This is a genomic window from Synechococcus sp. MIT S9503 (assembly GCF_047304175.1).
GTDB lineage: Bacteria > Cyanobacteriota > Cyanobacteriia > PCC-6307 > Cyanobiaceae > Synechococcus_C.
The window spans coordinates 1,336,154-1,354,973 of record NZ_CP138955.1; the positions used below are offsets into that span (position 1 = coordinate 1,336,154).

An 18,820-nucleotide genomic window follows, 5' to 3' on the forward strand; every position below is an offset into this window, starting at 1 on the left:
TGTCTGCAGCGACGCTAGCCACCAAAGTGGAGCAATCCATCCACCAGACATGTCACCAATCTGGAGTCCGTTGATCTGGTTGCTTGTGGCGGGTGGGCTGCTGGTCGTGGAGCTTGTGCAACCCAGCTTTGACGGCCTGATGTTCGCGGCCTTCGCCGGTCTTGTCGTGTCCGTGCTGACGGCTTTGCTCCCCCTGCAGGTCTGGATTCAGATCCTCGTGTTCACTCTGATCACAGTGATGGGAACGCTTTGGCTGAGTCGCTGGTCGGCCAGGCGCAATCCCCGGCCAGGACGCCGCAGACTGAAGGAGGATACGGCTGAGGTGCTGGACACGATTCAGCCCGGCGGTGAAGGGAGAGTGCGCTGGCACGGCCAGAGCTGGGCGGCATGCTCACTGGATGTGGAGACCCGGCTGCAGCCGGGAGAGCGCGTGCTCGTGATGGGAAGGGAGGGAACCCGCTTGCAGGTCCTGCCGACCCTGCCGTCGCGCTGAGCGTCAGTCGAAGAACAGCAGGCTGACAACCTTGCCCATGTCCTCGGCATTTCGACAGCTGGCAAGCAGAGTCTCACTGTCATGGAACGCCAGACAAATCAGTTGGTCACAACGACTGATGATGTCCTGATTGCAGAGGCTGCTGGCCATTGGCAGCGGCAGATCGTCATGCTCCGGTTTCTCGATCAGATGCAGCACACGCTCGAGCTGATCGCGGATCTCAGGCCCCTGACGACTGAGGCTCTGCGGAAGCAGCACTGTGAGTTTTGAGGCATCAACGGCGAGCACCCCACGGATCACCGCAGCGTTGACTCCCTGCGCTCCTGAGGTGACCAGTGAGTGCCCCTCCTGAGCCAGAGAGCGGGCGATCAGCTCGATCAGATGAATGGCAACCACAGGAACGTGACGGCTGCCGAGGATGGCAATCCTTCTGGCTCCCTTGTCCTGAAGCAAGGCCAGTTCCTGGGCAAGGGTGTCCACCCTGTCCAGTGCAGGAAGATCAAGGGATCGGCTCAATGACTGCCTGCGAGCGTCCTTCGAAGGTAGCAGCGGTGAACCCTGTCGGGACAATCACTTTGAGCCGATCACGAGGTCTTCCAGTCCCACAGCCCTGAGCAGGTCTGCGAGGCGGCAGTGCTCTTCCACAAGACGGAAGGCGTAAGTCGCTTTCACCGCCTCGTGCAGACGCACATGCCCGAAAGCCTGTTCAATCACTTCAACGGTCCCGAGCGTGTCCTGCTCGACCTTGAGAAGCGGTACCTCCAGCTCATCAGCCCGACTGATCAGCTGAGGAAGAGGATCACCGGCTCCGGTGAGAATCAGACACTGCGTGGAGGCCTCCAGGGCTGCCAGCTGAATATCGGTGCGGTCCGCCCCTGTGACCACCGCCATGTTGCGGCGCCTGCGAAAAAACTCCATGGCTGAGTTCACATTCATCGCACCGATGCTCAGCGTCTCGACCAGCAGGTCGAGCTTCTCCCTGCAGCAGATCACGCGGGCATCGAGGCGACGCACCAGTTCGCCCACAGTGACACTGCGCAGCAACGGGGAGCGGGGCATCACTCCGAACACCTCAATGCCCAGAGCCTGCAGCGCAGGCACGACCTCACGCTCAAGGTTTTCCACATCATCCGGAATGACCGCATTCAGAACCACTCCGCGAAGGCGATCTCCAAGCTGTTGACTCGCGGCCAGCAGAGCATCCACACTGCGACTGTCTTCCCAGAGATGCACGAGAACCACGGGTGCATCAAGATCGCGGGCCAGTTGCACCAGACTCAGTCCGTACAGCAGTCCCTCATTGAGGTTTCCTGCTGCTTCAAGCAGGGTGACTCCGGCCTCGGATTGCTGGAGATTGGTTCGCAATTGTTCGAGTCCATCACCCGCTGCCAGGGTCCCACTCTCAAGGCGTATCTGGGCTGTCTGGGGAGACAGCAGATGCAGAGAGGGGATCAGATCCTGTTGAGGCAGACCGAGGGTCTCTCCCACGAAACGGACGTCGTCGTCGATCAGAGGCGAGGGCGGATACCCTCGACCGGAGTCCCAGTCGAGACTGGTTGCCAGTGGCTTGCCGAAGAGGACCCGCGTGCCTGAGGAGCGCAGATGCCTGGCGATCCCAAGCACAAGGGCGGACTTGCCGCTGAAGGGTTCACACGATCCGATCAGCAGCGTTGAGCCCATCCGGGAGGTCTGAGATTGTTGATCACAATTTAAAGGCCACCATCCTCCTCAACCCGCTCAAGAAACAACCACTGCCAGAAGGTGTCGGGCAGATCCCGATGTCCGGCATCGACGCAGTGCATGAGCCAATCCAGCAGCTGATGCGCTGGACACTCGAATGCATAAAGCTGTTGAGGGCGGTCCTGAAAGCTCAACTCACAGCGACAGGTCTGCAGAGGAGCACTGACAGGACTCCAGGTCAGAAGAAACCGGTGAGGAGAGGCATCCCTGCGCGCACGCTCGCCATCGAACTGGCCGAGCGGCAGACGATCAAGCGCACTTCGCAGAGCCTGCTCCTGCCGACGTCCGCCGCAATAGGGAGCGAAAAGAGCCAGCAGAGCTTCCCCGGACGGGCTGGACAACGTCATACCGTCGTGCTGTTCCAAGCATGCCCCAGTTCATCGCCATGGCCCAGCCTGAGCCGAGGACGTCCGACTCAATGGCAGGTTCAGAGACCTGGAAAGGTCGCAGGATTGGAATCACAGGCGCAGGCGGAGAGCTCGGTCGAGCACTGACATGTCATCTGCGCCGGAGAGGAGCCTGGGTCGTCGCCCTGAGTCACCGCCCGCAGCCAGAAGGCCTGAACAGCATGACCGGGCCCCAGGAATGGGTTCTCTGGAGCTGCGGACAAGAGGCGGAGCTCGACAGCATTCTGAGTCGTCTCGATGTCCTTGTGCTCAATCACGGCATCAATCCGGGAGGTGATCAAAGCCCCGAAAGCCTCTCCAAGGCTCTTGAAGTGAATGCTCTGAGCCATTGGAGGCTGCTGCAGCGCTTCGAGCAACAGAAACGAATGGGTGATCAACGTGCACATGCTGCAGAGCTGTGGGTGAACACCTCGGAAGCCGAGATTCAACCGGCACTGAGCCCAGCGTATGAACTGAGCAAACGGCTGATCGGTCAGCTCGTGAGCCTGCGCTGGAGTGCTCCTCGACAGGAGAGGTCACAACTGCCGATGCTGCGCAAGCTGGTGCTTGGTCCATTCCGTTCAGAGCTCAATCCCATCGGAGTGATGTCTGCGGATTTCGTTGCCGGACAGATTCTCTGGCAAGCCGAGCGAGGGCTGCCACTGATCATCGTGACCCCGAATCCGATCACCTTGCTGGTGATGCCTCTGACCGAGCTGGGAAGACTGATCTACAACAGAATTTTTCGGATTAGTCGCCGCGATCGGTGAGGATCTCACAGCCGTCGGAAGTCACCACGATCGTGTGCTCCCACTGCGCGGACAGACTTCCGTCACGGGTAACCACGGTCCAGCGGTCACGAAGGGTCCGGCAGGCTTTGCTTCCGGCGTTGAGAATGGGTTCCACAGCCAGGGTCATGCCCGGCCGGAGCTTGACGTTCGGCAGGCCATCCGTGCGGAAGTTGAACACGGAAGGCTCTTCGTGGAGATTACGACCAACGCCGTGCCCGGTGTAGTCCTCCACCACGCTGAAACCGCCTTCATGAACCCTGTCCTCGACCGCTCCGGCGATGTCGAGAAGCGTGTTGCCGGAGCGGATCTGTGCCAGTCCCGCCATCAGTGACTCCTGGGCCACGCGACTCAGATCGGCCGCCTTGTCATTCACCTCTCCCACGCAGATGGTGACGCAGCTGTCACCGTGGTAGCCATCGAAGAAAGCTCCCGTGTCGACCTTGAGCAGGTCACCAGCGTGGATCACTCTTTTGTTGCTGGGAATTCCATGCACCACCTCATCGTTGATGCTTGCGCAGATGCTGGCCGGAAATCCGTGATAGCCCTTGAAACTGGGTGTGGCTCCCATCTCCCGGATGCGCCGCTCGGCGTGGGCATCGAGATCTCCGGTGGTCTGACCAGGCTCCGCCATCTCCATGATCTCCCGAAGCACAGTCGCCACGATGCGACTGGCCTTGGCCATGATTTTCAGCTCTCTCGCCGATTTGATCTCCACTCCACGTCGCTGCTGAATCCGCGGCCCGGTGGCGGTGACGCTGCCCGTTTTGGTCGAGGCGAGCAGATCAGCGAACAAGTTCATCGGTGATTCCTTCGGGCGATCCCGACGTCCTCCTGCCACGCTATCAATCGTGACGGGCTGATGCCGGTGGCTCTCTGGATGGCACGACTGCGGCGATGGCACAGCAGAGTTGCGCCTCTGGTTCTGCTGCCGCTGATGACCACGGTGATCACCGGGCTGAGCTATCGGGTCGCGCGCGACTGGTTCGGTGTGAGTCGCGACAGCGCTCACTGGCTGATGAGCCTGCATGAGGGGGAATGGCTCGGCCCGCAGCTGGAGCCGGTGGTGGTTGTGCTCAACGGACTTGGCGTGATTTGGATGTTGATCACAGGAGGAGCAATGATGCTGCAGTCCTGGAGAAACGCCTGGAAGAAGCGCTCAGTAGACGGTGGGTCGGCAGGGTAAGCTGGTTGTTTGGCGTGATTACCCGGAGCTGGGATGGCAGCGGACCAGAAAGACACAACTGCACAGGACGGCTCGGAAGTCGTGAGCACCGATAACGAGTCCCCGAAACCTGCTGCAGCGGCTGCCAAGGCCGAGCGCCTCAGCCCGGCTGATCTGATCAGGGAGTTCGAGAAGGCGCAGCAGAAAGACAATCTTCCCGACATCTACGTCGGAGACACCGTCCGCGTCGGCGTCCGCATCAGCGAGGGCAACAAGGAACGTGTCCAGCCCTATGAGGGAGTTGTGATCGCCAAGCGTCACGGTGGGGTGAATCAGACCATCACAGTTCGCCGCATTTTCCAAGGCATCGGCGTTGAGAGGGTCTTTATGCTGCATAGCCCACAAGTTGCCTCCATCAAGGTGGAGCGGCGCGGTAAGGTACGCAGGGCGAAGCTTTTCTATCTGCGGGAACGGGTGGGCAAGGCCACCCGCGTGAAGCAGCGCTTCGATCGCTGAGGCTTAGGCCTCGTTCAATCCAATGCCATCAATTTGTGATGGTCGAGGGGTTCATCGCCTTGCGCCGTTAGTTCAGTTGGTAGAACGCAGGTCTCCAAAACCTGATGTCGGGGGTTCAAGTCCTCCACGGCGCGTCCGATGCCCCCTTCTGCAGTTTCCTAGTTTCGAGCATGGAGTTGGATCTTCAACCTGGTGATGTGGTCAAGGTCCTCGAATCAGCCGCCCTCGGCTGGGTTCGTGCCCGTGTCATTCGCGTCAAATCCGGAGGACGTGTGGTCGTGCAGAGCGATCAGGGCCGTGAGTTCACCGCGCGTGGCAACCAGGTCCGTCTGATTGAGCCTGCAGGTTTCCGTCCCTGAGCTGAGTCGTTCAATCCCTTGATGGGATCAGTGAGCAAGGCCGGTGGCCGAGGCCACCGGTTTTTTATGTGCACTGAGATCGCCATCAGAGCAAGTCGTGCGCATGTGGCCAGATGGCCCTCAGCGGATCTCTGCCTGAAATGCCAGAGCGGTGATCCTTGAGTGCTCCGGCAAAAGAGCGTCCTGAATCCCTGCCTGCCATGAACCTGATCAGCGCGCGTATTGACGGAGGGCAGGGCAACAGTCGATACTTTCGATGTCGCGTGAGCGACGCAGATCAGATTCCAACGGACGAGCACCGTCGATCTGAATCCGATCTGGGACCGTAGTTCAACCGGTTAGAGCACCGCCCTGTCACGGCGGAAGTTGCGGGTTCGAATCCCGTCGGTCCCGTTCCTCATCCCGAGCCACACCATGGTGCGCGTTCGTCTGGCCCCGAGTCCAACGGGCACTCTCCACATCGGGACGGCAAGAACAGCGGTCTTCAACTGGTTGTACGCCCGCCACGAGAAGGGTCAGTTTCTGCTGAGGATCGAGGACACCGACAAGGAGCGTTCCCGGCCGGAATTCACGGCCAACATCCTCGAGGGTCTCGCATGGCTGGGACTCGACTGGGACGAAGATCCCATGATTCAGAGCGAGCGTGTCGAAGAGCATCGTTCTGCAATCCGGATGCTGCTCGACCGTGGCCTTGCCTATCGCTGTTACGCCAGCGAAGAGGAGCTGGCGACCATGCGCGAACTGCAGAAAGCAGAGAACAGAGCCCCCCGTTACGACAACCGACATCGCAACCTCACCGCAGATCAGGAAGCGTCCTTTCAGGCGGAGGGCCGTGAAGCCGTCATCCGCTTCCGGATTGACGACAATGAAGACATCCGGTGGAGTGACCTCGTTCGCGGTCCGATGCAGTGGCGTGGAGCTGATCTGGGCGGAGATATGGTGATCGCCCGTCGGGCACCAGCCGATCAGATCGGAGATCCCCTCTACAACCTGGTGGTGGTGGTGGATGACGCCGCCATGGAGATCACCCACGTGATCAGGGGCGAAGATCACATTGCTAACACAGCTAAACAACTGCTCCTCTACAAGGCGCTCGAGCTGCAGGTGCCGGTCTTTGCCCATGCCCCGCTGATCCTCAATGCGGAGGGGCGCAAGCTCTCCAAGCGTGACGGTGTCACCTCGATCAATGACTTCCGCTCCATGGGATACACGGCGGAGGCGATCGCCAACTACATGACCCTGCTGGGCTGGTCGGTGCCTGAAGGCATGGAGGAGCGTTTCACTCTCTCGCAGGCCGCGGATGTGTTCGGCTTCGATCGGGTCAACAAGGCGGGTGCCCGCTTTGACTGGGACAAGCTGAACTGGCTCAATGCCCAGGTTCTGCATGGGCTCACCCCTGAGCAGCTGTTGGACGCCGCCGCACCTCTCTGGCGGCAAAAAAAATGGAGTCTCCCGGACGACCCCAGCTGGAGTCTGGCCTTGTGCGAGCTGCTGGGTCCCTCTCTCACCCTGCTAGGAGACGCGGTTGATCAGGCGCAACCCTTCTTCGTTTGCCCTGAGCTTCAGGAGGATGGCCTCAAACAGCTGAATGTGGAGGGCTCCAGAAGCGCGCTCAACCACCTCGTGGAGTCGCTCGAGGCTGATCCATGGGATGGCATTGACATCGCAGAGGCTCAGTCGATGCTTGCCGATGCCGCGAACAGAGCCGGCGTGAAAAAAGGTGTTGTGATGAAATCGCTGCGTGCAGCGTTGCTAGGCCGCCTGCAGGGACCGGACCTGATCACAACCTGGTCACTGCTGGCCAGGATCAGGCAGGATCTCCCCCGCCTGAAGCGCTGCCTCCCCTGAGTCTTCAGGCTCCGACTGAATTAGGCCTAAAACCCTTGCCAGCGGCTGAGCGGTGAGTCCCTGCAGGCCCACGGTCATCAGGATGGTCAGAAACACCAGACCCTGAAGCCGGCCTGCCCCGAGAATCCCGGCCTGTTCAAGACGAATCGAAAACAGTGACGCCACAGCGGCTGTGACGATCCCACGCGGTGCCAGCCATCCCATGAACAGCCGCTGACGCCAGTCAAGGGGCAAGCCGATCGTGGCCACACCCACAGCAGCCGGCCGCACGAGCAGCATCAGCACCAGCACACAACTGACACCACCCCATCCCAGCGGACTGAGCTCAGCCCATGACACATCAGCCGCCAGAAGCGGGAACAGCATGGTGATCGCAAGCCTTGCCAATTCACTGATCAGCTCGTCCAGCTGAGCCGCCTGCGTCGATGGTCGACGGCCAACCACAACTCCGGCAGCGACTGATGCCGGCAGACCGGATTCCGGCAGCAACCATTCACAGATCGCGAACATCAGGAAGAGAACGCCCAGGGTCAGCTGCAGTCGCAACCCCACGGCATGTTCTGAGGGCAGGCGTCTGAGCAGCTCCGCGAGCAACCAGCCAACTGCGACTCCGATCAGCACACCGCCACCAAGGCGCGACAGCAGACCAATCGCCAGACCTCGCCAGCCGTAGAGATCACCGAGAAGCAGTTCGAGCAGCAGCAGCGCCAGAACAGCTCCCACAGGCTCAAGCACCAGACCCTCCGCCTCGAGCACATCCCCGAGCGGGGAAGCCAGGCGGATCTGCTGGACGATCGGAGTGACAACAGTGGGGCCAGTCCCCAGCACGATGGCGCTGTAGACCGCTGCCACGGACCATCCCAGTCCGGCCAGCCAGTGCGCTGCCAGCATTCCAGCCCCCAGAGAGAGCAACAAACGCAGCAGGGAAATCCGTAACACGGTCGCCTTGATGGTGTCACCTGGCAAACGCAGATTCAGACCGCCGTCAAACAGAACAAGACTGACCAGCAGGCCAACGGTTGTTTCAAGACCCTCTCCCAGGTCGAGTGGCTCCACCAGGCCAAGCCCAGACCGTCCGATCAGGAGACCCGACAGCAGCAGCAGCACGACACCAGGGAGTCCTGAAAGAGCGGCGAGCAATCGCGCACCAGCTCCGGCGAACACCGTGATGCCCCAGAGCAGTCCGAGCCTCTCAGGCGTCATCGATGGATGCGAATTGCGGTTCCACACGCACGCCGATGACCGCTTCAGGGCGTATCACCAGATATTCCCCTTCGAGATCCCCAAGGGGGACATTCACAAAAGCCTGACCACTCCCGCCGCTGGCCAGTGCCTGGTACCACTCCTGAAAGGAGTCGAGTGTGGGGAAATGCACCACCTCTGTCTGACCTCCCGAGAGGTGAAGCGAAATCTTGTAGCGGCGTGGGGTGCGTGTCATCAGCGAACCGTACAGGCCCAGGAGGAAAGAAGCTTTCCTCCTGCCACATAAAGCGGATGACGCGGCTGGCCATTGCGTGTGGTTCCGATGACCAGCGGCGGCCTGCCCTGAACACGCATGGCCAGTGCCTCTGCAAGCATCATCTCCACACGCTGATCACGGTTATGGAGGGATCCAGCCTCACCCCAGCCCAGCCAGAGATCCCAGGAAGGTGAACCGGACCATCTCCCAAACCAGCTGCGCAGCACTGGATCGGAGCACTGACCAACAGGATCCCGGCAACGACCCAAGGCAGCGGGCGAGGTGGAGATCCTCCCGAACAGATTGAGCACCACAAGCCAGTGGTATCCCCAGTCGCGAGCGAAACCCTGAAGTCGCCTCAGCGTGGGGTCATCACGACCACGATCGGCCGTGGAGGGATTCAGACCCACAAACAGCAGCAGCCTGTGGCAATCTCCACCGGTTGGAACAAGAACCGGGCGATGCAGTTCCCAGCGGTAGCGACCGCAGGAACTGAAAGCGGCATCAGGCTTCGAGCAAGGCAAGAGCAGCTTCAAGAATTCTGCCGCTGGCCTGACCATCACCGAAGGGATTCACAGACCTTGCCATCTGCTCATAGGCACTCGGGTCGTCGAGAAGGCGTGAAGCCTCACGGGTGATTGAGTCACTGTCCGTTCCGACAAGACGGGCGGTGCCGGCATCAACCGCCTCAGGGCGCTCAGTTGTACGACGCAGCACCAGAACCGGCTTCCCCAGAGCTGGAGCCTCCTCTTGGAGCCCTCCGGAATCAGTGAGCAGCAGGGTGCAACCTTTCATCGCGGCGACCAGCCGGTCATAGTCAAGTGGTTCGCTCAGCACCACACGGGGATGGTGACCGAGCAGTTCTCGCAGGGGCTCCCGAACCGTGGGGTTGCGATGCAGTGGCAAGAGAAGAAGGGTGTCCGGATGAGTGTCAAGCACCTGAAGCATCCCTGCGGCGATGCTGTTCAGGCGCTCGCCCCAGTTTTCCCGGCGATGGACCGTCGCCAGGATCACGCGCTGGTTGGCCCAGTCGATCGGCAGGTCAGAGAGCTCCGGTGCCTGCTCAGCCATGCGCAGCAGGGCATCGATGACTGTGTTGCCGGTCACCATCACGCGGCCGACAACGCCGGAAGCGTTGAGATTGGCCTCGGAGCGATTGGTGGGCGCGAAATGCAGGCGGGAAACCTGTGAGATCAGCCGGCGGTTGGCCTCTTCAGGGAATGGGTCCAGAAGGTTGTCCGTGCGCAGCCCGGCCTCCACATGTCCCACGGGGATCTGCTCGTAGAAGGCGGCAAGAGCAGCGGCGAAGGCTGTTGTGGTGTCTCCCTGAACCAGCACCAGACCAGGAGGAAAAGCCTGAAAGTCATCACGCAGGCCCTGAAGTGCTGCACAGGTGACATGGGTGAGTGTCTGCCGCGGAGCCATCAGATCAAGATCCTGATCGGCCTTGAGCTGAAACAGATCCATCACCTGAGTGACCATCTCGCGGTGCTGACCGGTCAACACAACACGCGTCTCTAGTGAGCCACAGGCACGAAACTCCTGGATGACGGGGGCAAGCTTGATGGCTTCCGGACGGGTGCCAAGCACAATCGTGACGCGGGGCCTGGCAGCCATAAACCGAGAATGGATATCGGGATCCTAAGCGTGTTCACCCAGCACCTTTGAAGCGTTCACTTGCCAACAGCACAGGGATGGCGAAGCTGTGCAGAGACGTCCGTGAATTGCGTGAGCCAGCCGATCTTTCCACCGGGCTTCCCCACCGGGGCCGTCTCCCCGCCCCGGCATCCTTCTCCCGCCTCAGAGACGATCAACGACGCAAAGGAGGCCACACCAAGCCTGGAACAGATCGTTCGCATCGCTCATGAGAAGGGACATTCAGACGTGCACCTCGGCGTCGGGGAAATTCCTCGATACCGGGCGCGGGGAGAGATGCTGACGACGGAGTGGCCCTGTTCAAGTCAGCAGACCTTTCAACGCTGGCTCAGAGAAATTCTGACGCCGCAGCAGATCGATGACTTTCACCAGATCAAGGAATTCGATGGTGCCCATGCGTTTTCCTTTGTGCGTGTGCGCATCAATCTTCTGGATTCCCTGCGTGGGCCAGCGATGGTTCTGCGTCTGATTCCGCAGACGATCCTGACCCTTGAGCAGTTGAAACTGCCTGATGTGCTGCGCGAGCTCTCCTCACGACCCAAGGGTCTCGTGCTGATCACAGGCCCTACAGGGTCCGGAAAAAGCACAACACTGGCGGCGATGATCGATTGGATCAATCGGAACCAGCATCGGCACATCCTCACGATTGAAGACCCGGTTGAGTTCGTGCACACAAGCCAACGCTCGCTGATCCGGCATCGGGAGGTCGGACTGCACACCCTGAAATTTCACAATGCACTGAAAGCGGCACTGCGAGAAGACCCCGACGTGATCCTTGTGGGTGAAATCCGCGACCAGGAGACCCTGAGCACGGCCTTGGAAGCCTCTCAGACCGGGCATCTGGTGTTTGGAACGCTGCACACAAATTCCGCCGTCAAAACCGTGGAGAGAGTGCTCGGCATGTTCCCTCCTGAGGATCAGGAAAGCGTGCGTCGCTCTCTGTCGGAATCACTGCTCGGCGTGATCTCGCAGGGTCTGATTCGCACTACGGATGGCAAACGGGCAGCGTTCCACGACATCCTCATCAATACGGAGGCCTGCAAGGACTACATCCAGCGCGGCGCACTAGACGAGGTCGAGGAGATCATGGAGCGCAGTGGATTCGACGGGATGATCACTGCCAACCAATGCCTGCAGAACCTTGTCGAGCAAGAGAGAGTTGAAGCTGACCAGGCCATTGCACAAAGCCTGAAGCCGAACGAACTGGCTCAGGCTCTCCGGGGCAGAGGGTGAACGTGACGCTGCGGTCCTCGTCAGGCAGCTGGGACCGCTGAAGCTGAAACTCTGATCACGAAGAGAATTCCAAGAGACACCGACAATCCGAGCATCGCCAGCCGTCCATTCCAGATTTCTGCCTGTGGCGTGAAACCCCTTCTCCAGGCGTTGAGTTCACCGGAATCAACCTCTTCAACCTTGCTCCGCTGGCGAGTCTCGGTCTCGATCGGCATCTCCGAATTGCAAGTCGCGTCACCCTATTCATTTGATTTCAGAAGGGCGGATTCGATTGATACAGAGGCGCGCAGTTTTCGAGAGCCCAGCGTGCCGAAACGCCCAGCGACAGAGAGCTGAACACCGGTTGGGACGTGAGACGACCAAGCGCCGCAGCGCCAACCATTGCCGCGTTGTCGGTGCAGTAGGCGAGTGGTGCGAGATGAACGTCAACGCCCTGTTTGGCGCCTCTCGCATGCATGCACTGCCGCAGCCGCTGATTGGCCGCCACGCCTCCGACCATCACCAGCGTCGACAGCTTGAGATCGGAGCAGCAGCGCAGGCTGCGGTCAACCAGCACATCCGCAACAACCTGTTGGAAGCTGGCGGCCAGATCCGCCAGTGGCAACGGCTCCTCCCAGGCCCGGCAGGCCTCCACCTGACGCAGCATCGCTGTTTTTAGGCCACTGAAGGAGAAGTCGTAGGGAAAAAAACCTCCACCGGGTTTCGAAACACGACCTTTCGGCAAGACGAAACGGGTGGTGTCACCATCCACCGCCGCCGCCTGGATCGCAGGTCCGCCCGGGTAATCAAGGCCAAGAAGGCGGGCAACCTTGTCGAAGGCCTCACCGGCTGCGTCATCATGGCTGCGCCCGAGTCGCTCGAGCATTCCGGCTGAATCGACATGAATCAGTTCCGTATGGCCGCCGCTCACCAGCAGAACCAGATAAGGCGGTGACGGTGGGGACACAGCCAGCCGAACCGAGGCGAGATGAGCCTCAAGGTGATGCACGGCGATGAACGGGCGATTGTGTAGAGCCGCGAGGGTGCGCCCCGTCACGGATCCCACCATCAGAGCTCCGACGAGGCCAGGCGTGACCGTGGCAGCAACGCCATCCAGATCGCTGAACGGCAGTTCCGCATCGTTGAGGGCCTGGTCGATCAGGTGGGGGAGGGCTTCAACATGCCTTCGGGAAGCGATTTCGGGCACGACCCCGCCCCACTGGGCATGCTCCTTGATCTGGGACGCAATACAATGGGAATGGACCTGAAGGCGACCATCGCTTTGCTCCACAACGGCCGCTGCGGACTCGTCACAACTTGTTTCGAGGGCAAGGACCTTGGGCATGCAGGTCAACAGGCTCCACTACTGTCCATTTGATACATCCTGCCTTCACGGGGCAGATTCAACAGGAACCGTTCCGATGCGTCGCTTCTTCGCCCTCGTGCTGTCGGCCCTGCTGGTGTTCGGCTTCGCACCGATTGCCAGTGCAGATGTGGCTGGATTAACACCCTGTTCCGAGAGTCCACGATTTCAGCAGCGCGCCAGCGCAGCGTCAACGCCGCAGGCCAAAGCCCGCTTCGAGATGTACAGCAAAGCATCCTGTGGGGAAGACGGTCTTCCTCACCTGATCGTTGACGGCCGCTGGAATCATGCCGGCGATTTTGTGCTTCCAGGGCTGATGTTCCTCTATATCACCGGTTGCATCGGCTGGGCAGGTCGCGATTACCTCAAGGCGATCCGAGGTCGGAAGGACCAGAACATGCTTGAGATTCAACTTGATACGACACTCGCCCTCAAATCAGTCGTCAGAGCCGCCACTTGGCCGGTGGCAGCCATCGCTGAATTCAACAGTGGCAAGCTGACTGAAAGCGATTCAAACATCACGGTTTCACCCCGTTGACTTCAAAAGCTCCACCTTCATTAAGGACTGCTCAACGATGAAAAAGTTTCTTACCACCGCACCTGTTGTTGCCGCCATCTGGTTCACGCTTACGGCGGGAATTCTGATCGAGTGGAACCGCTTCTTCCCCGACCTGCTGTTCCACCCGCTCTGAATCACTCAGGCGTTGGTCAGTCGCATCAGGCGCTCAAGTTCGCTGAGAGCGGTTTCGAGATCATCGTTGACTACAACTGCATCAAACTCACCTTGCGCAGCGAGCTCTGTACGGGCCCTTTCCAGTCGTTTCTGAATCGACACCTCTGATTCAGTTCCACGGCCCCTGATGCGGTGCTCAAGCTCTTCGACACTGGGAGGTGCGAGAAAAATCTGGAGTGCCTCAGGAAAACTTTGGCGCACCTGTCTGGCCCCCTCAAGTTCGATTTCCAGAAGCACGGACGTTCCGCTCTGAAGTCTTTGCATGACTGGCTGCCGTGGTGTCCCGTAACAATTGCCGGCGAATTCAGCCCACTCCAGCAACCCTCCCGCCCTGACCAGCGCTTCAAAGGAATCGCGTGAGTGGAAGAAGTAGTGAATCCCATCCTGTTCCCCCTCGCGGGGAGCACGGGTGGTGGCAGACACGGATAGCCAGAGCTGAGGATGGCGAGCTAACAGGCGTGTCACCAGAGTTCCCTTGCCGACGCCGCTGGGGCCTGTGAGCAGAGCGAGCCGGGCGTGGCGATCGGTCGTTGCCATGGCTTGTTTTCGGTCAGGCAGCAGGGTAGGAAGGCATCCCCAGTTGAAAGGCCACCAGACAGCGATGGCGAACAGCACGCTTCAGGGGATGGACCTCACCAGCCTTCGGGCAGTGCTGGGGGATCTGCGTGGGCAGATCATTCCAAGTCGATTTGAGAAAGCGCAACAGCCTGACCCGCAAAGCCTGCAGCTGGGCTTTCGCACTCTCAGCGGCATGGTCTGGCTGGAACTCAGCTGGCAGGCGGACGCCGCCAGGATGGTCCAGATCCCCCCGCCCAGCAGGATCGGAGCGGGCAGCACACTGGCTCAGCAGATCCAGCACGGGCTGAAGCAGCTGGCCCTTGTGGCACTGGAACAGCGGGACTTTGAACGGGTTGTGCAGTTTCACTTCGCACCACGTCCTGGTGAGTCAACCGCCCGCACCCTTGTGCTGGAGCTGATGGGCCGCCACAGCAATGTCCTGCTTCTGGATGAACAGAACAGGATCACGGCCATTGCTCGGCAGGTCAGACAGCACCAGTCGCGGGTACGACCTCTCAGCAGTGGTGATCCCTACATCGCCCCGCCTTCGCTTCAGAGTCTTCCACCGGAAAGCCAGGAATCCATCGAAGAGTGGAGGCGCAGACTGACCCTTGTCCCGGTCGATCTGGGCAGGGCCTTGCGCGAGACCTATCAAGGCATCAGTCCTGCCCTGACAAAACAACTCATCAACCTGCCCTGTGGGGGCGACACGCCATCACCCCTGACAGCCTCCACCCCTGTCGAGAGCATCAGTGAAAACCAGTGGGTTCTGCTTCATCAGCGCTGGAAAAGCTGGCTTCAACATCTCAGCGACGGTGATTTCGTTCTTGATTTCGATGAAGCAGGTGGCTACCGCGTCTGGAACGATCCTGCCGACCCAGCCAATGACGACCGAGCGCTCAGCCTTCGCCTGGGGATCTATTACCGCGATCACCTGAACCAGCGACAGCTGCGCAGGGACCATCAGGAACTGCGCCAGCTTCTCGAGCAGAGCAGACAGAAGGAACAGGCGCAGCGCCGGGAGCAGGTGCAGCGCCTGAAGGACACCGTTGGCGCAGATGAACTGCAGCAAAAGGCGGATGCCATCCTCTGCCAGGCCTCTCCTGACCGGGACAGCATTGACAAGGCCCAGAAGCTTTACCAGCGGGCGAAGCGGCTGAGGCGATCCATTCCGCTGATCGAGCAAAGGCTGATCCACCACGATCAGCGACTGGCACTGATCGATGGCAGCGAAAGCTTTCTGACCGATCTGATGCAGGCAGACTGGGACGAAGCTGACGCTCGTAAACGACAGCTGCTGGAACTGAAGGTCGAACTGGAGGAGCTGCTGACGCCCCGACGCAAACGTCGCCGCAACGGTCCACCAAATGGGCAGCCCCAGCCCCTTGAAATCCGGTCCTGGGATGGATTGTTGATTCAGGTGGGGAGGAACCATCGCCAGAACGAATGGATCAGCCTGCGTCAGGCTCGAGCCGGAGATCTCTGGTTTCATGCACAGGAATGCCCGGGGAGCCATGTGGTGCTCAAGGCCTCCGCAGCAGCTGCAACGGACGAGGACCTTCAGCTGGCGGCGGACCTTGCGGCTTGGTTCAGTCGTGCCAAGGGAAACCGGCGTGTCCCGGTGGTGATGACTGCCGTGGAGCATCTCCAGAGGATCCCGGGCACGGCACCGGGAACCGTGAGGCATCGACAGGCTGAGCTGGTCTGGGCGGAACCGGATCGCGCACGCAGAAACCTTGACGCTCGGAAACCCCTAGCCTGACTTGATTCCAACGCTCAAGCACCTCTGACTCCGATCTCTCCTGAAGAGTCCCCGAAGCTGTCGCCGCCGCCGCCGATCCGAATCGGGGAGCAGGACGGCCCGCCCAATGACGTGGAAATGCCTCTTGTTGATCACCTCGAGGAACTGCGTCAGAGAGTGCTGCGCAGTCTTTCTGCTGTGTTGGTCTGCGCCCTGGCCTGTCTTCTGGCCGTGAGGCCTCTGGTGAGAATCCTCGAGGAACCAGCGGGATCGATCCGCTTCCTGCAGCTGGCCCCCGGCGAATTCCTTTTCGTATCCTTCAAGGTCGCCGGCTACGCAGGTCTCACGCTGGCACTTCCTTATGTGTTGTATCAGGGACTTGCCTTTGTTCTGCCAGGGCTCACCCGAGGAGAACGACGGCTGATCGCACCGTCGGTTGCCGGCTCTGCCGTGCTGTTCCTGGCCGGCCTCGCATTTGCCTGGTGGGCTCTCGTGCCTGCAGCTCTGAATTTTCTCGTGAGCTACGGCGCTGATGTGGTGGAGCCGATCTGGTCGATTGAGCGCTACCTGGACTTCGTTTTACTGCTGATGCTGTCAACGGGTCTGGCCTTTCAGCTTCCTGTTCTGCAACTCCTTCTGGGGGTCTTCGGACTTGTCAACTGGCAGCGAATGCTCTCCGCCTGGCGCTGGGTGGTGCTGATCTCAGCCCTGGCAGGCGCGGTTCTGACGCCATCCACAGACCCTGTCACCATGCTGCTTCTGGCTGGAGCGATCACAGCCCTCTATCTGATCGGGGTGCTGCTTGTCGCTTTGGTTCAGCGTTTCAGATCAGAAACTCCTCCAGCCTCCCCTCCCCCTGCAGCTGCAGGCTGAGGGCCTTGCCGAGACGCGGCTTGTCGCGGGTTGTGAGCAACCATTCGCGAACTGTCTCCGCTTCACCAATTCTGTTGACGATTTCCAGAACTTCCGCCATGTGCGAGCGGTATGCGGGCTCGTCCAGGGGGAAAGACTGCTGCTCGAGGTAGGCCCACATCACCTGGAGATACATCCGCCTGCGCCTGGTGACCAGCTGAAGGTCATAGCTGGCTTGCCAGCGCGAGCGCAGAACGTCGATGACTTCGTCAACGCACAGGGGGCGGGCCTCTTTCGAGGGCGAGTGATCAGCAACCACTGACGCAGACCTTGAACATCGGTGAAAATCCAGTGCCCGCGAAGTGTGACACGACCTATAGCGCCCATAATGAGCCCCATCTAGTGCCCAACGAACGTCAGCCATGACTCAGATGCCAGCAGCTGATGTGCCCGGAATGGGTCGCAGGCAGTTCATGAATCTGCTGACTTTTGGGTCCGTCACCGGCGTCGCCCTCGGGGCTCTCTATCCGGTGGTGAATTACTTCATCCCCCCACGTGCATCCGGAAGCGGTGGGGGCACGAGTGCCAAGGATGAGCTCGGTAACCCGGTGACGCTTAGCGGCTGGCTCAGTGATCACTCCACAGGCGACCGCAGCCTTGTTCAGGGGCTCAAAGGGGATCCGACCTATCTGATCGTTGAAGGTGAAGATGCCATCGGCAGCTACGGCATCAATGCGATCTGCACGCACCTTGGCTGCGTGGTGCCCTGGAACAGCGGCGCCAACAAGTTCATGTGCCCTTGCCACGGCAGCCAGTACGACGCCACCGGGAAAGTGGTGAGGGGACCGGCTCCCCTCTCTCTGGCCCTGGCCAACGTAAGCGTCGAGAACGACAACGTTTTTGTGAGCCAGTGGACCGAAACCGACTTCCGCACGGGCGAAAAGCCCTGGTGGGGCTGATCAACGACCTTTCTCACCGCTCTTTTCCCACCTCAGCCTCCGATGCGCCGACTCCTCTCCTCACTCTTCGCAGCTCTGATCCTGGGCGTCGCCGTGTTCACGGCTCCGTCATGCAGCTGGGCCTATCCCTTCTGGGCCCAGCAGAACTACGCTTCTCCCAGGGAGGCAACCGGCAAGATTGTCTGCGCCAACTGTCACCTGGCCCAGAAACTGACTCAGGCTGAAGTTCCGCAATCGGTTCTTCCCGACACCGTCTTCAAAGCGGCGGTGAAGATCCCCTACGAGCAGGGACTACAGGAGATCGGTGCTGACGGCAGCGATGTGGGATTGCAGGTCGGCGCGGTGATCCAGCTTCCTGACGGTTTCACTTTGGCTCCTCAGGATCGCTGGACCGACGAGATGAAGGAAGAGACTGAGGGTGTTTATTTCACGCAGTACAGCGACGATCAGCCCAACATCCTTCTTGTGGGTCCCATTCCCGGAGATCAGCACCAGGAGATCGTCTTCCCCGTTCTCTCACCTGACCCTGCTACCGACAGCAACATCCACTTCGGTAAGTATCAGATCTTCGTCGGAGGAAACAGAGGCCGCGGCCAGGTCTATCCCACCGGTGAGAAGAGCAACAACACCCTCTTCACATCACCCGCCAGCGGCACCATCTCCGCCATTGAGGACGGTGAGAACGGAGCGAAGGTCGTCACCATCAACAGTGCCGATGGTGAAAGCAGCTCTGAAACCATCCCCGTCGGTCCCGCCCTGATCGTTGGAGTCGGTGACGCCATCGAAGCGGGCGCCCCTCTCACCGATGATCCGAATGTGGGCGGTTTCGGGCAGGTGGATGCTGAAGTTGTGCTCCAGAACCCCGTTCGCATCTATGGTCTGTTGGCCTTCTTCGCCGCTGTTTCGCTGGCCCAGATCATGTTGGTGCTGAAGAAGAAGCAGATTGAGAAGGTGCAAGCCGCTGAGGGCATCTGAGATCGGTGTTGATCCCT

At 60.2% G+C, this 18,820-nt stretch carries 25 protein-coding genes and 2 tRNA genes; 15 read left to right on the plus strand and 12 right to left on the minus strand.

What is annotated here, in order from left to right:
• Positions 1 to 49: 49 nt before the first annotated feature.
• Positions 50 to 493, plus strand: coding sequence for an NfeD family protein (locus tag SIB56_RS07635; protein WP_413323385.1), 444 nt, complete (start codon positions 50 to 52; stop codon positions 491 to 493).
• Between the two features lie 3 nt (positions 494 to 496).
• On the opposite strand, the gene SIB56_RS07640 is transcribed toward SIB56_RS07635, so the two are convergent.
• Genes SIB56_RS07640 through ebsA form a run of 3 tightly spaced genes read right to left on the minus strand, consistent with a single transcriptional unit; the run spans position 497 to position 2,580 of the window.
• The gene (locus SIB56_RS07640; protein WP_413323386.1) at positions 497 to 1,009 is read right to left on the minus strand and encodes a DNA recombination-mediator protein A; all 513 of its coding nucleotides are present in this window, start codon (positions 1,007 to 1,009) and stop codon (positions 497 to 499) included.
• A 54-nt stretch (positions 1,010 to 1,063) separates the two neighbouring features.
• The gene (locus SIB56_RS07645; RefSeq protein ID WP_413323387.1) at positions 1,064 to 2,173 is read right to left on the minus strand and encodes a phosphotransacetylase family protein; all 1,110 of its coding nucleotides are present in this window, start codon (positions 2,171 to 2,173) and stop codon (positions 1,064 to 1,066) included.
• Positions 2,174 to 2,202: 29 nt separating this feature from the next.
• Positions 2,203 to 2,580 (minus strand): type IV pilus biogenesis protein EbsA, encoded by a 378-nt coding sequence (gene ebsA / locus SIB56_RS07650; RefSeq protein ID WP_413323388.1) that lies wholly within the window; start codon positions 2,578 to 2,580, stop codon positions 2,203 to 2,205.
• 20 nt (positions 2,581 to 2,600) lie between these two features.
• Between ebsA and SIB56_RS07655 the strand changes: the two genes are divergently transcribed.
• Positions 2,601 to 3,389: an SDR family oxidoreductase gene (locus SIB56_RS07655; protein ID WP_413323389.1), complete on the plus strand. Its 789-nt coding sequence runs from the start codon at positions 2,601 to 2,603 to the stop codon at positions 3,387 to 3,389.
• Here the strand turns inward: SIB56_RS07655 and map are convergent.
• Complete coding sequence (gene map, locus SIB56_RS07660) at positions 3,370 to 4,209, minus strand: type I methionyl aminopeptidase (RefSeq protein WP_413323390.1); 840 nt, start codon at positions 4,207 to 4,209, stop codon at positions 3,370 to 3,372. The genes SIB56_RS07655 and map overlap by 20 nt on opposite strands.
• Positions 4,210 to 4,269: 60 nt before the next feature.
• Between map and SIB56_RS07665 the strand changes: the two genes are divergently transcribed.
• The 6 genes from SIB56_RS07665 (at position 4,270) to gltX (ending at position 7,295) form a co-directional block, all read left to right on the plus strand.
• The gene (locus SIB56_RS07665) at positions 4,270 to 4,593 is read left to right on the plus strand and encodes a PepSY domain-containing protein (protein ID WP_413323391.1); all 324 of its coding nucleotides are present in this window, start codon (positions 4,270 to 4,272) and stop codon (positions 4,591 to 4,593) included.
• Between the two features lie 33 nt (positions 4,594 to 4,626).
• A complete protein-coding gene (gene rplS, locus SIB56_RS07670; protein ID WP_413323392.1) occupies positions 4,627 to 5,088 on the plus strand; it encodes a 50S ribosomal protein L19 in 462 nt (153 codons plus the stop codon).
• A gap of 61 nt (positions 5,089 to 5,149) precedes the next feature.
• A tRNA-Trp gene (locus SIB56_RS07675) sits at positions 5,150 to 5,222 on the plus strand.
• Positions 5,223 to 5,258: 36 nt separating this feature from the next.
• Positions 5,259 to 5,447, plus strand: coding sequence for a hyperconserved protein Hcp (locus SIB56_RS07680; RefSeq protein ID WP_006043540.1), 189 nt, complete (start codon positions 5,259 to 5,261; stop codon positions 5,445 to 5,447).
• Between the two features lie 319 nt (positions 5,448 to 5,766).
• Positions 5,767 to 5,840 (plus strand) — tRNA-Asp (locus tag SIB56_RS07685).
• A gap of 21 nt (positions 5,841 to 5,861) precedes the next feature.
• Positions 5,862 to 7,295 carry a glutamate--tRNA ligase gene (gene gltX, locus SIB56_RS07690; protein WP_413323393.1) on the plus strand — a complete coding sequence of 478 codons (1,434 nt, stop codon included), beginning with the start codon at positions 5,862 to 5,864 and terminating at the stop codon, positions 7,293 to 7,295.
• On the opposite strand, the gene SIB56_RS07695 is transcribed toward gltX, so the two are convergent.
• Genes SIB56_RS07695 through wecB form a run of 4 tightly spaced genes read right to left on the minus strand, consistent with a single transcriptional unit; the run spans position 7,239 to position 10,371 of the window.
• On the minus strand, positions 7,239 to 8,498 hold the full coding sequence (locus SIB56_RS07695; RefSeq protein ID WP_413323394.1) for a cation:proton antiporter: 1,260 nt from the start codon (positions 8,496 to 8,498) through the stop codon (positions 7,239 to 7,241). The two genes, gltX and SIB56_RS07695, sit on opposite strands and share 57 nt — an antisense overlap.
• Positions 8,488 to 8,733: a hypothetical protein gene (locus tag SIB56_RS07700; RefSeq protein WP_413323395.1), complete on the minus strand. Its 246-nt coding sequence runs from the start codon at positions 8,731 to 8,733 to the stop codon at positions 8,488 to 8,490. The genes SIB56_RS07695 and SIB56_RS07700 overlap by 11 nt, the downstream gene beginning before the upstream one ends.
• A complete protein-coding gene (locus SIB56_RS07705) occupies positions 8,733 to 9,290 on the minus strand; it encodes a DUF1643 domain-containing protein (protein WP_413323396.1) in 558 nt (185 codons plus the stop codon). The genes SIB56_RS07700 and SIB56_RS07705 overlap by 1 nt, the downstream gene beginning before the upstream one ends.
• Entirely contained in the window at positions 9,259 to 10,371 is a 1,113-nt protein-coding gene (gene wecB / locus SIB56_RS07710; RefSeq protein WP_413323397.1) for a non-hydrolyzing UDP-N-acetylglucosamine 2-epimerase, read from the minus strand. Before wecB ends, SIB56_RS07705 begins: the two co-directional genes overlap by 32 nt.
• Before the next feature lie 111 nt (positions 10,372 to 10,482).
• Here wecB and SIB56_RS07715 point away from each other — a divergent pair, with 111 nt between their 5' ends.
• Positions 10,483 to 11,643: a type IV pilus twitching motility protein PilT gene (locus SIB56_RS07715; RefSeq protein ID WP_413323398.1), complete on the plus strand. Its 1,161-nt coding sequence runs from the start codon at positions 10,483 to 10,485 to the stop codon at positions 11,641 to 11,643.
• Positions 11,644 to 11,663: 20 nt separating this feature from the next.
• Here SIB56_RS07715 and SIB56_RS07720 read toward each other — a convergent pair whose 3' ends face one another.
• Complete coding sequence (locus tag SIB56_RS07720; protein ID WP_413323399.1) at positions 11,664 to 11,858, minus strand: high light inducible protein; 195 nt, start codon at positions 11,856 to 11,858, stop codon at positions 11,664 to 11,666.
• Between the two features lie 38 nt (positions 11,859 to 11,896).
• A complete protein-coding gene (gene tsaD, locus SIB56_RS07725; RefSeq protein WP_413323400.1) occupies positions 11,897 to 12,967 on the minus strand; it encodes a tRNA (adenosine(37)-N6)-threonylcarbamoyltransferase complex transferase subunit TsaD in 1,071 nt (356 codons plus the stop codon).
• A gap of 76 nt (positions 12,968 to 13,043) precedes the next feature.
• Between tsaD and SIB56_RS07730 the strand changes: the two genes are divergently transcribed.
• Both SIB56_RS07730 and psaJ read left to right on the plus strand, forming a co-directional pair.
• Entirely contained in the window at positions 13,044 to 13,523 is a 480-nt protein-coding gene (locus SIB56_RS07730; RefSeq protein ID WP_413323401.1) for a Photosystem I reaction center subunit III, read from the plus strand.
• 37 nt (positions 13,524 to 13,560) lie between these two features.
• The gene (gene psaJ / locus SIB56_RS07735) at positions 13,561 to 13,677 is read left to right on the plus strand and encodes a photosystem I reaction center subunit IX (RefSeq protein ID WP_413323402.1); all 117 of its coding nucleotides are present in this window, start codon (positions 13,561 to 13,563) and stop codon (positions 13,675 to 13,677) included.
• 5 nt (positions 13,678 to 13,682) lie between these two features.
• Here the strand turns inward: psaJ and gmk are convergent, their stop codons facing one another.
• Positions 13,683 to 14,255, minus strand: a complete 573-nt coding sequence (gene gmk / locus SIB56_RS07740) for a guanylate kinase (RefSeq protein WP_413323404.1) — start codon at positions 14,253 to 14,255, stop codon at positions 13,683 to 13,685.
• A gap of 64 nt (positions 14,256 to 14,319) precedes the next feature.
• On the opposite strand from gmk, the gene SIB56_RS07745 reads away from it, so the two are divergent.
• Together SIB56_RS07745 and tatC are read left to right on the plus strand one after the other, a co-directional pair.
• The gene (locus tag SIB56_RS07745) at positions 14,320 to 16,038 is read left to right on the plus strand and encodes an NFACT family protein (protein ID WP_413323405.1); all 1,719 of its coding nucleotides are present in this window, start codon (positions 14,320 to 14,322) and stop codon (positions 16,036 to 16,038) included.
• Positions 16,039 to 16,155: 117 nt separating this feature from the next.
• On the plus strand, positions 16,156 to 16,890 hold the full coding sequence (gene tatC / locus SIB56_RS07750; RefSeq protein ID WP_413323406.1) for a twin-arginine translocase subunit TatC: 735 nt from the start codon (positions 16,156 to 16,158) through the stop codon (positions 16,888 to 16,890).
• On the opposite strand, the gene SIB56_RS07755 is transcribed toward tatC, so the two are convergent.
• Positions 16,841 to 17,188 (minus strand): DUF3067 family protein, encoded by a 348-nt coding sequence (locus SIB56_RS07755; protein WP_413323407.1) that lies wholly within the window; start codon positions 17,186 to 17,188, stop codon positions 16,841 to 16,843. The genes tatC and SIB56_RS07755 overlap by 50 nt on opposite strands.
• 103 nt (positions 17,189 to 17,291) lie before the next feature.
• Between SIB56_RS07755 and petC the strand changes: the two genes are divergently transcribed.
• Both petC and petA read left to right on the plus strand, forming a co-directional pair.
• Positions 17,292 to 17,828: a cytochrome b6-f complex iron-sulfur subunit gene (petC, locus tag SIB56_RS07760; RefSeq protein WP_413323408.1), complete on the plus strand. Its 537-nt coding sequence runs from the start codon at positions 17,292 to 17,294 to the stop codon at positions 17,826 to 17,828.
• Positions 17,829 to 17,870: 42 nt separating this feature from the next.
• The gene (gene petA / locus SIB56_RS07765; protein ID WP_413323409.1) at positions 17,871 to 18,803 is read left to right on the plus strand and encodes a cytochrome f; all 933 of its coding nucleotides are present in this window, start codon (positions 17,871 to 17,873) and stop codon (positions 18,801 to 18,803) included.
• The last annotated feature ends 17 nt before the right edge of the window (positions 18,804 to 18,820 follow it).

Excerpts from the sequence above, each read along its gene's own strand:
- SIB56_RS07720 (WP_413323399.1), bottom strand. The coding sequence starts at position 11,858 with ATGCCGATCGAGACCGAGACTCGCCAGCGGAGCAAGGTTGAAGAGGTT.
- SIB56_RS07645 (WP_413323387.1), bottom strand. The coding sequence starts at position 2,173 with ATGGGCTCAACGCTGCTGATCGGATCGTGTGAACCCTTCAGCGGCAAG.
- map (WP_413323390.1), bottom strand. The coding sequence starts at position 4,209 with ATGAACTTGTTCGCTGATCTGCTCGCCTCGACCAAAACGGGCAGCGTC.
- ebsA (WP_413323388.1), bottom strand. The coding sequence starts at position 2,580 with ATGACGTTGTCCAGCCCGTCCGGGGAAGCTCTGCTGGCTCTTTTCGCT.
- gltX (WP_413323393.1), top strand. The coding sequence starts at position 5,862 with ATGGTGCGCGTTCGTCTGGCCCCGAGTCCAACGGGCACTCTCCACATC.
- SIB56_RS07745 (WP_413323405.1), top strand. The coding sequence starts at position 14,320 with ATGGCGAACAGCACGCTTCAGGGGATGGACCTCACCAGCCTTCGGGCA.
- SIB56_RS07635 (WP_413323385.1), top strand. The coding sequence starts at position 50 with ATGTCACCAATCTGGAGTCCGTTGATCTGGTTGCTTGTGGCGGGTGGG.
- petC (WP_413323408.1), top strand. The coding sequence starts at position 17,292 with ATGACTCAGATGCCAGCAGCTGATGTGCCCGGAATGGGTCGCAGGCAG.
- SIB56_RS07730 (WP_413323401.1), top strand. The coding sequence starts at position 13,044 with ATGCGTCGCTTCTTCGCCCTCGTGCTGTCGGCCCTGCTGGTGTTCGGC.
- tatC (WP_413323406.1), top strand. The coding sequence starts at position 16,156 with ATGCCTCTTGTTGATCACCTCGAGGAACTGCGTCAGAGAGTGCTGCGC.
- rplS (WP_413323392.1), top strand. The coding sequence starts at position 4,627 with ATGGCAGCGGACCAGAAAGACACAACTGCACAGGACGGCTCGGAAGTC.
- SIB56_RS07655 (WP_413323389.1), top strand. The coding sequence starts at position 2,601 with ATGCCCCAGTTCATCGCCATGGCCCAGCCTGAGCCGAGGACGTCCGAC.
- gmk (WP_413323404.1), bottom strand. The coding sequence starts at position 14,255 with ATGGCAACGACCGATCGCCACGCCCGGCTCGCTCTGCTCACAGGCCCC.
- wecB (WP_413323397.1), bottom strand. The coding sequence starts at position 10,371 with ATGGCTGCCAGGCCCCGCGTCACGATTGTGCTTGGCACCCGTCCGGAA.
- SIB56_RS07665 (WP_413323391.1), top strand. The coding sequence starts at position 4,270 with ATGCCGGTGGCTCTCTGGATGGCACGACTGCGGCGATGGCACAGCAGA.
- SIB56_RS07695 (WP_413323394.1), bottom strand. The coding sequence starts at position 8,498 with ATGACGCCTGAGAGGCTCGGACTGCTCTGGGGCATCACGGTGTTCGCC.
- psaJ (WP_413323402.1), top strand. The coding sequence starts at position 13,561 with ATGAAAAAGTTTCTTACCACCGCACCTGTTGTTGCCGCCATCTGGTTC.
- SIB56_RS07700 (WP_413323395.1), bottom strand. The coding sequence starts at position 8,733 with ATGACACGCACCCCACGCCGCTACAAGATTTCGCTTCACCTCTCGGGA.
- SIB56_RS07680 (WP_006043540.1), top strand. The coding sequence starts at position 5,259 with ATGGAGTTGGATCTTCAACCTGGTGATGTGGTCAAGGTCCTCGAATCA.
- tsaD (WP_413323400.1), bottom strand. The coding sequence starts at position 12,967 with ATGCCCAAGGTCCTTGCCCTCGAAACAAGTTGTGACGAGTCCGCAGCG.
- petA (WP_413323409.1), top strand. The coding sequence starts at position 17,871 with ATGCGCCGACTCCTCTCCTCACTCTTCGCAGCTCTGATCCTGGGCGTC.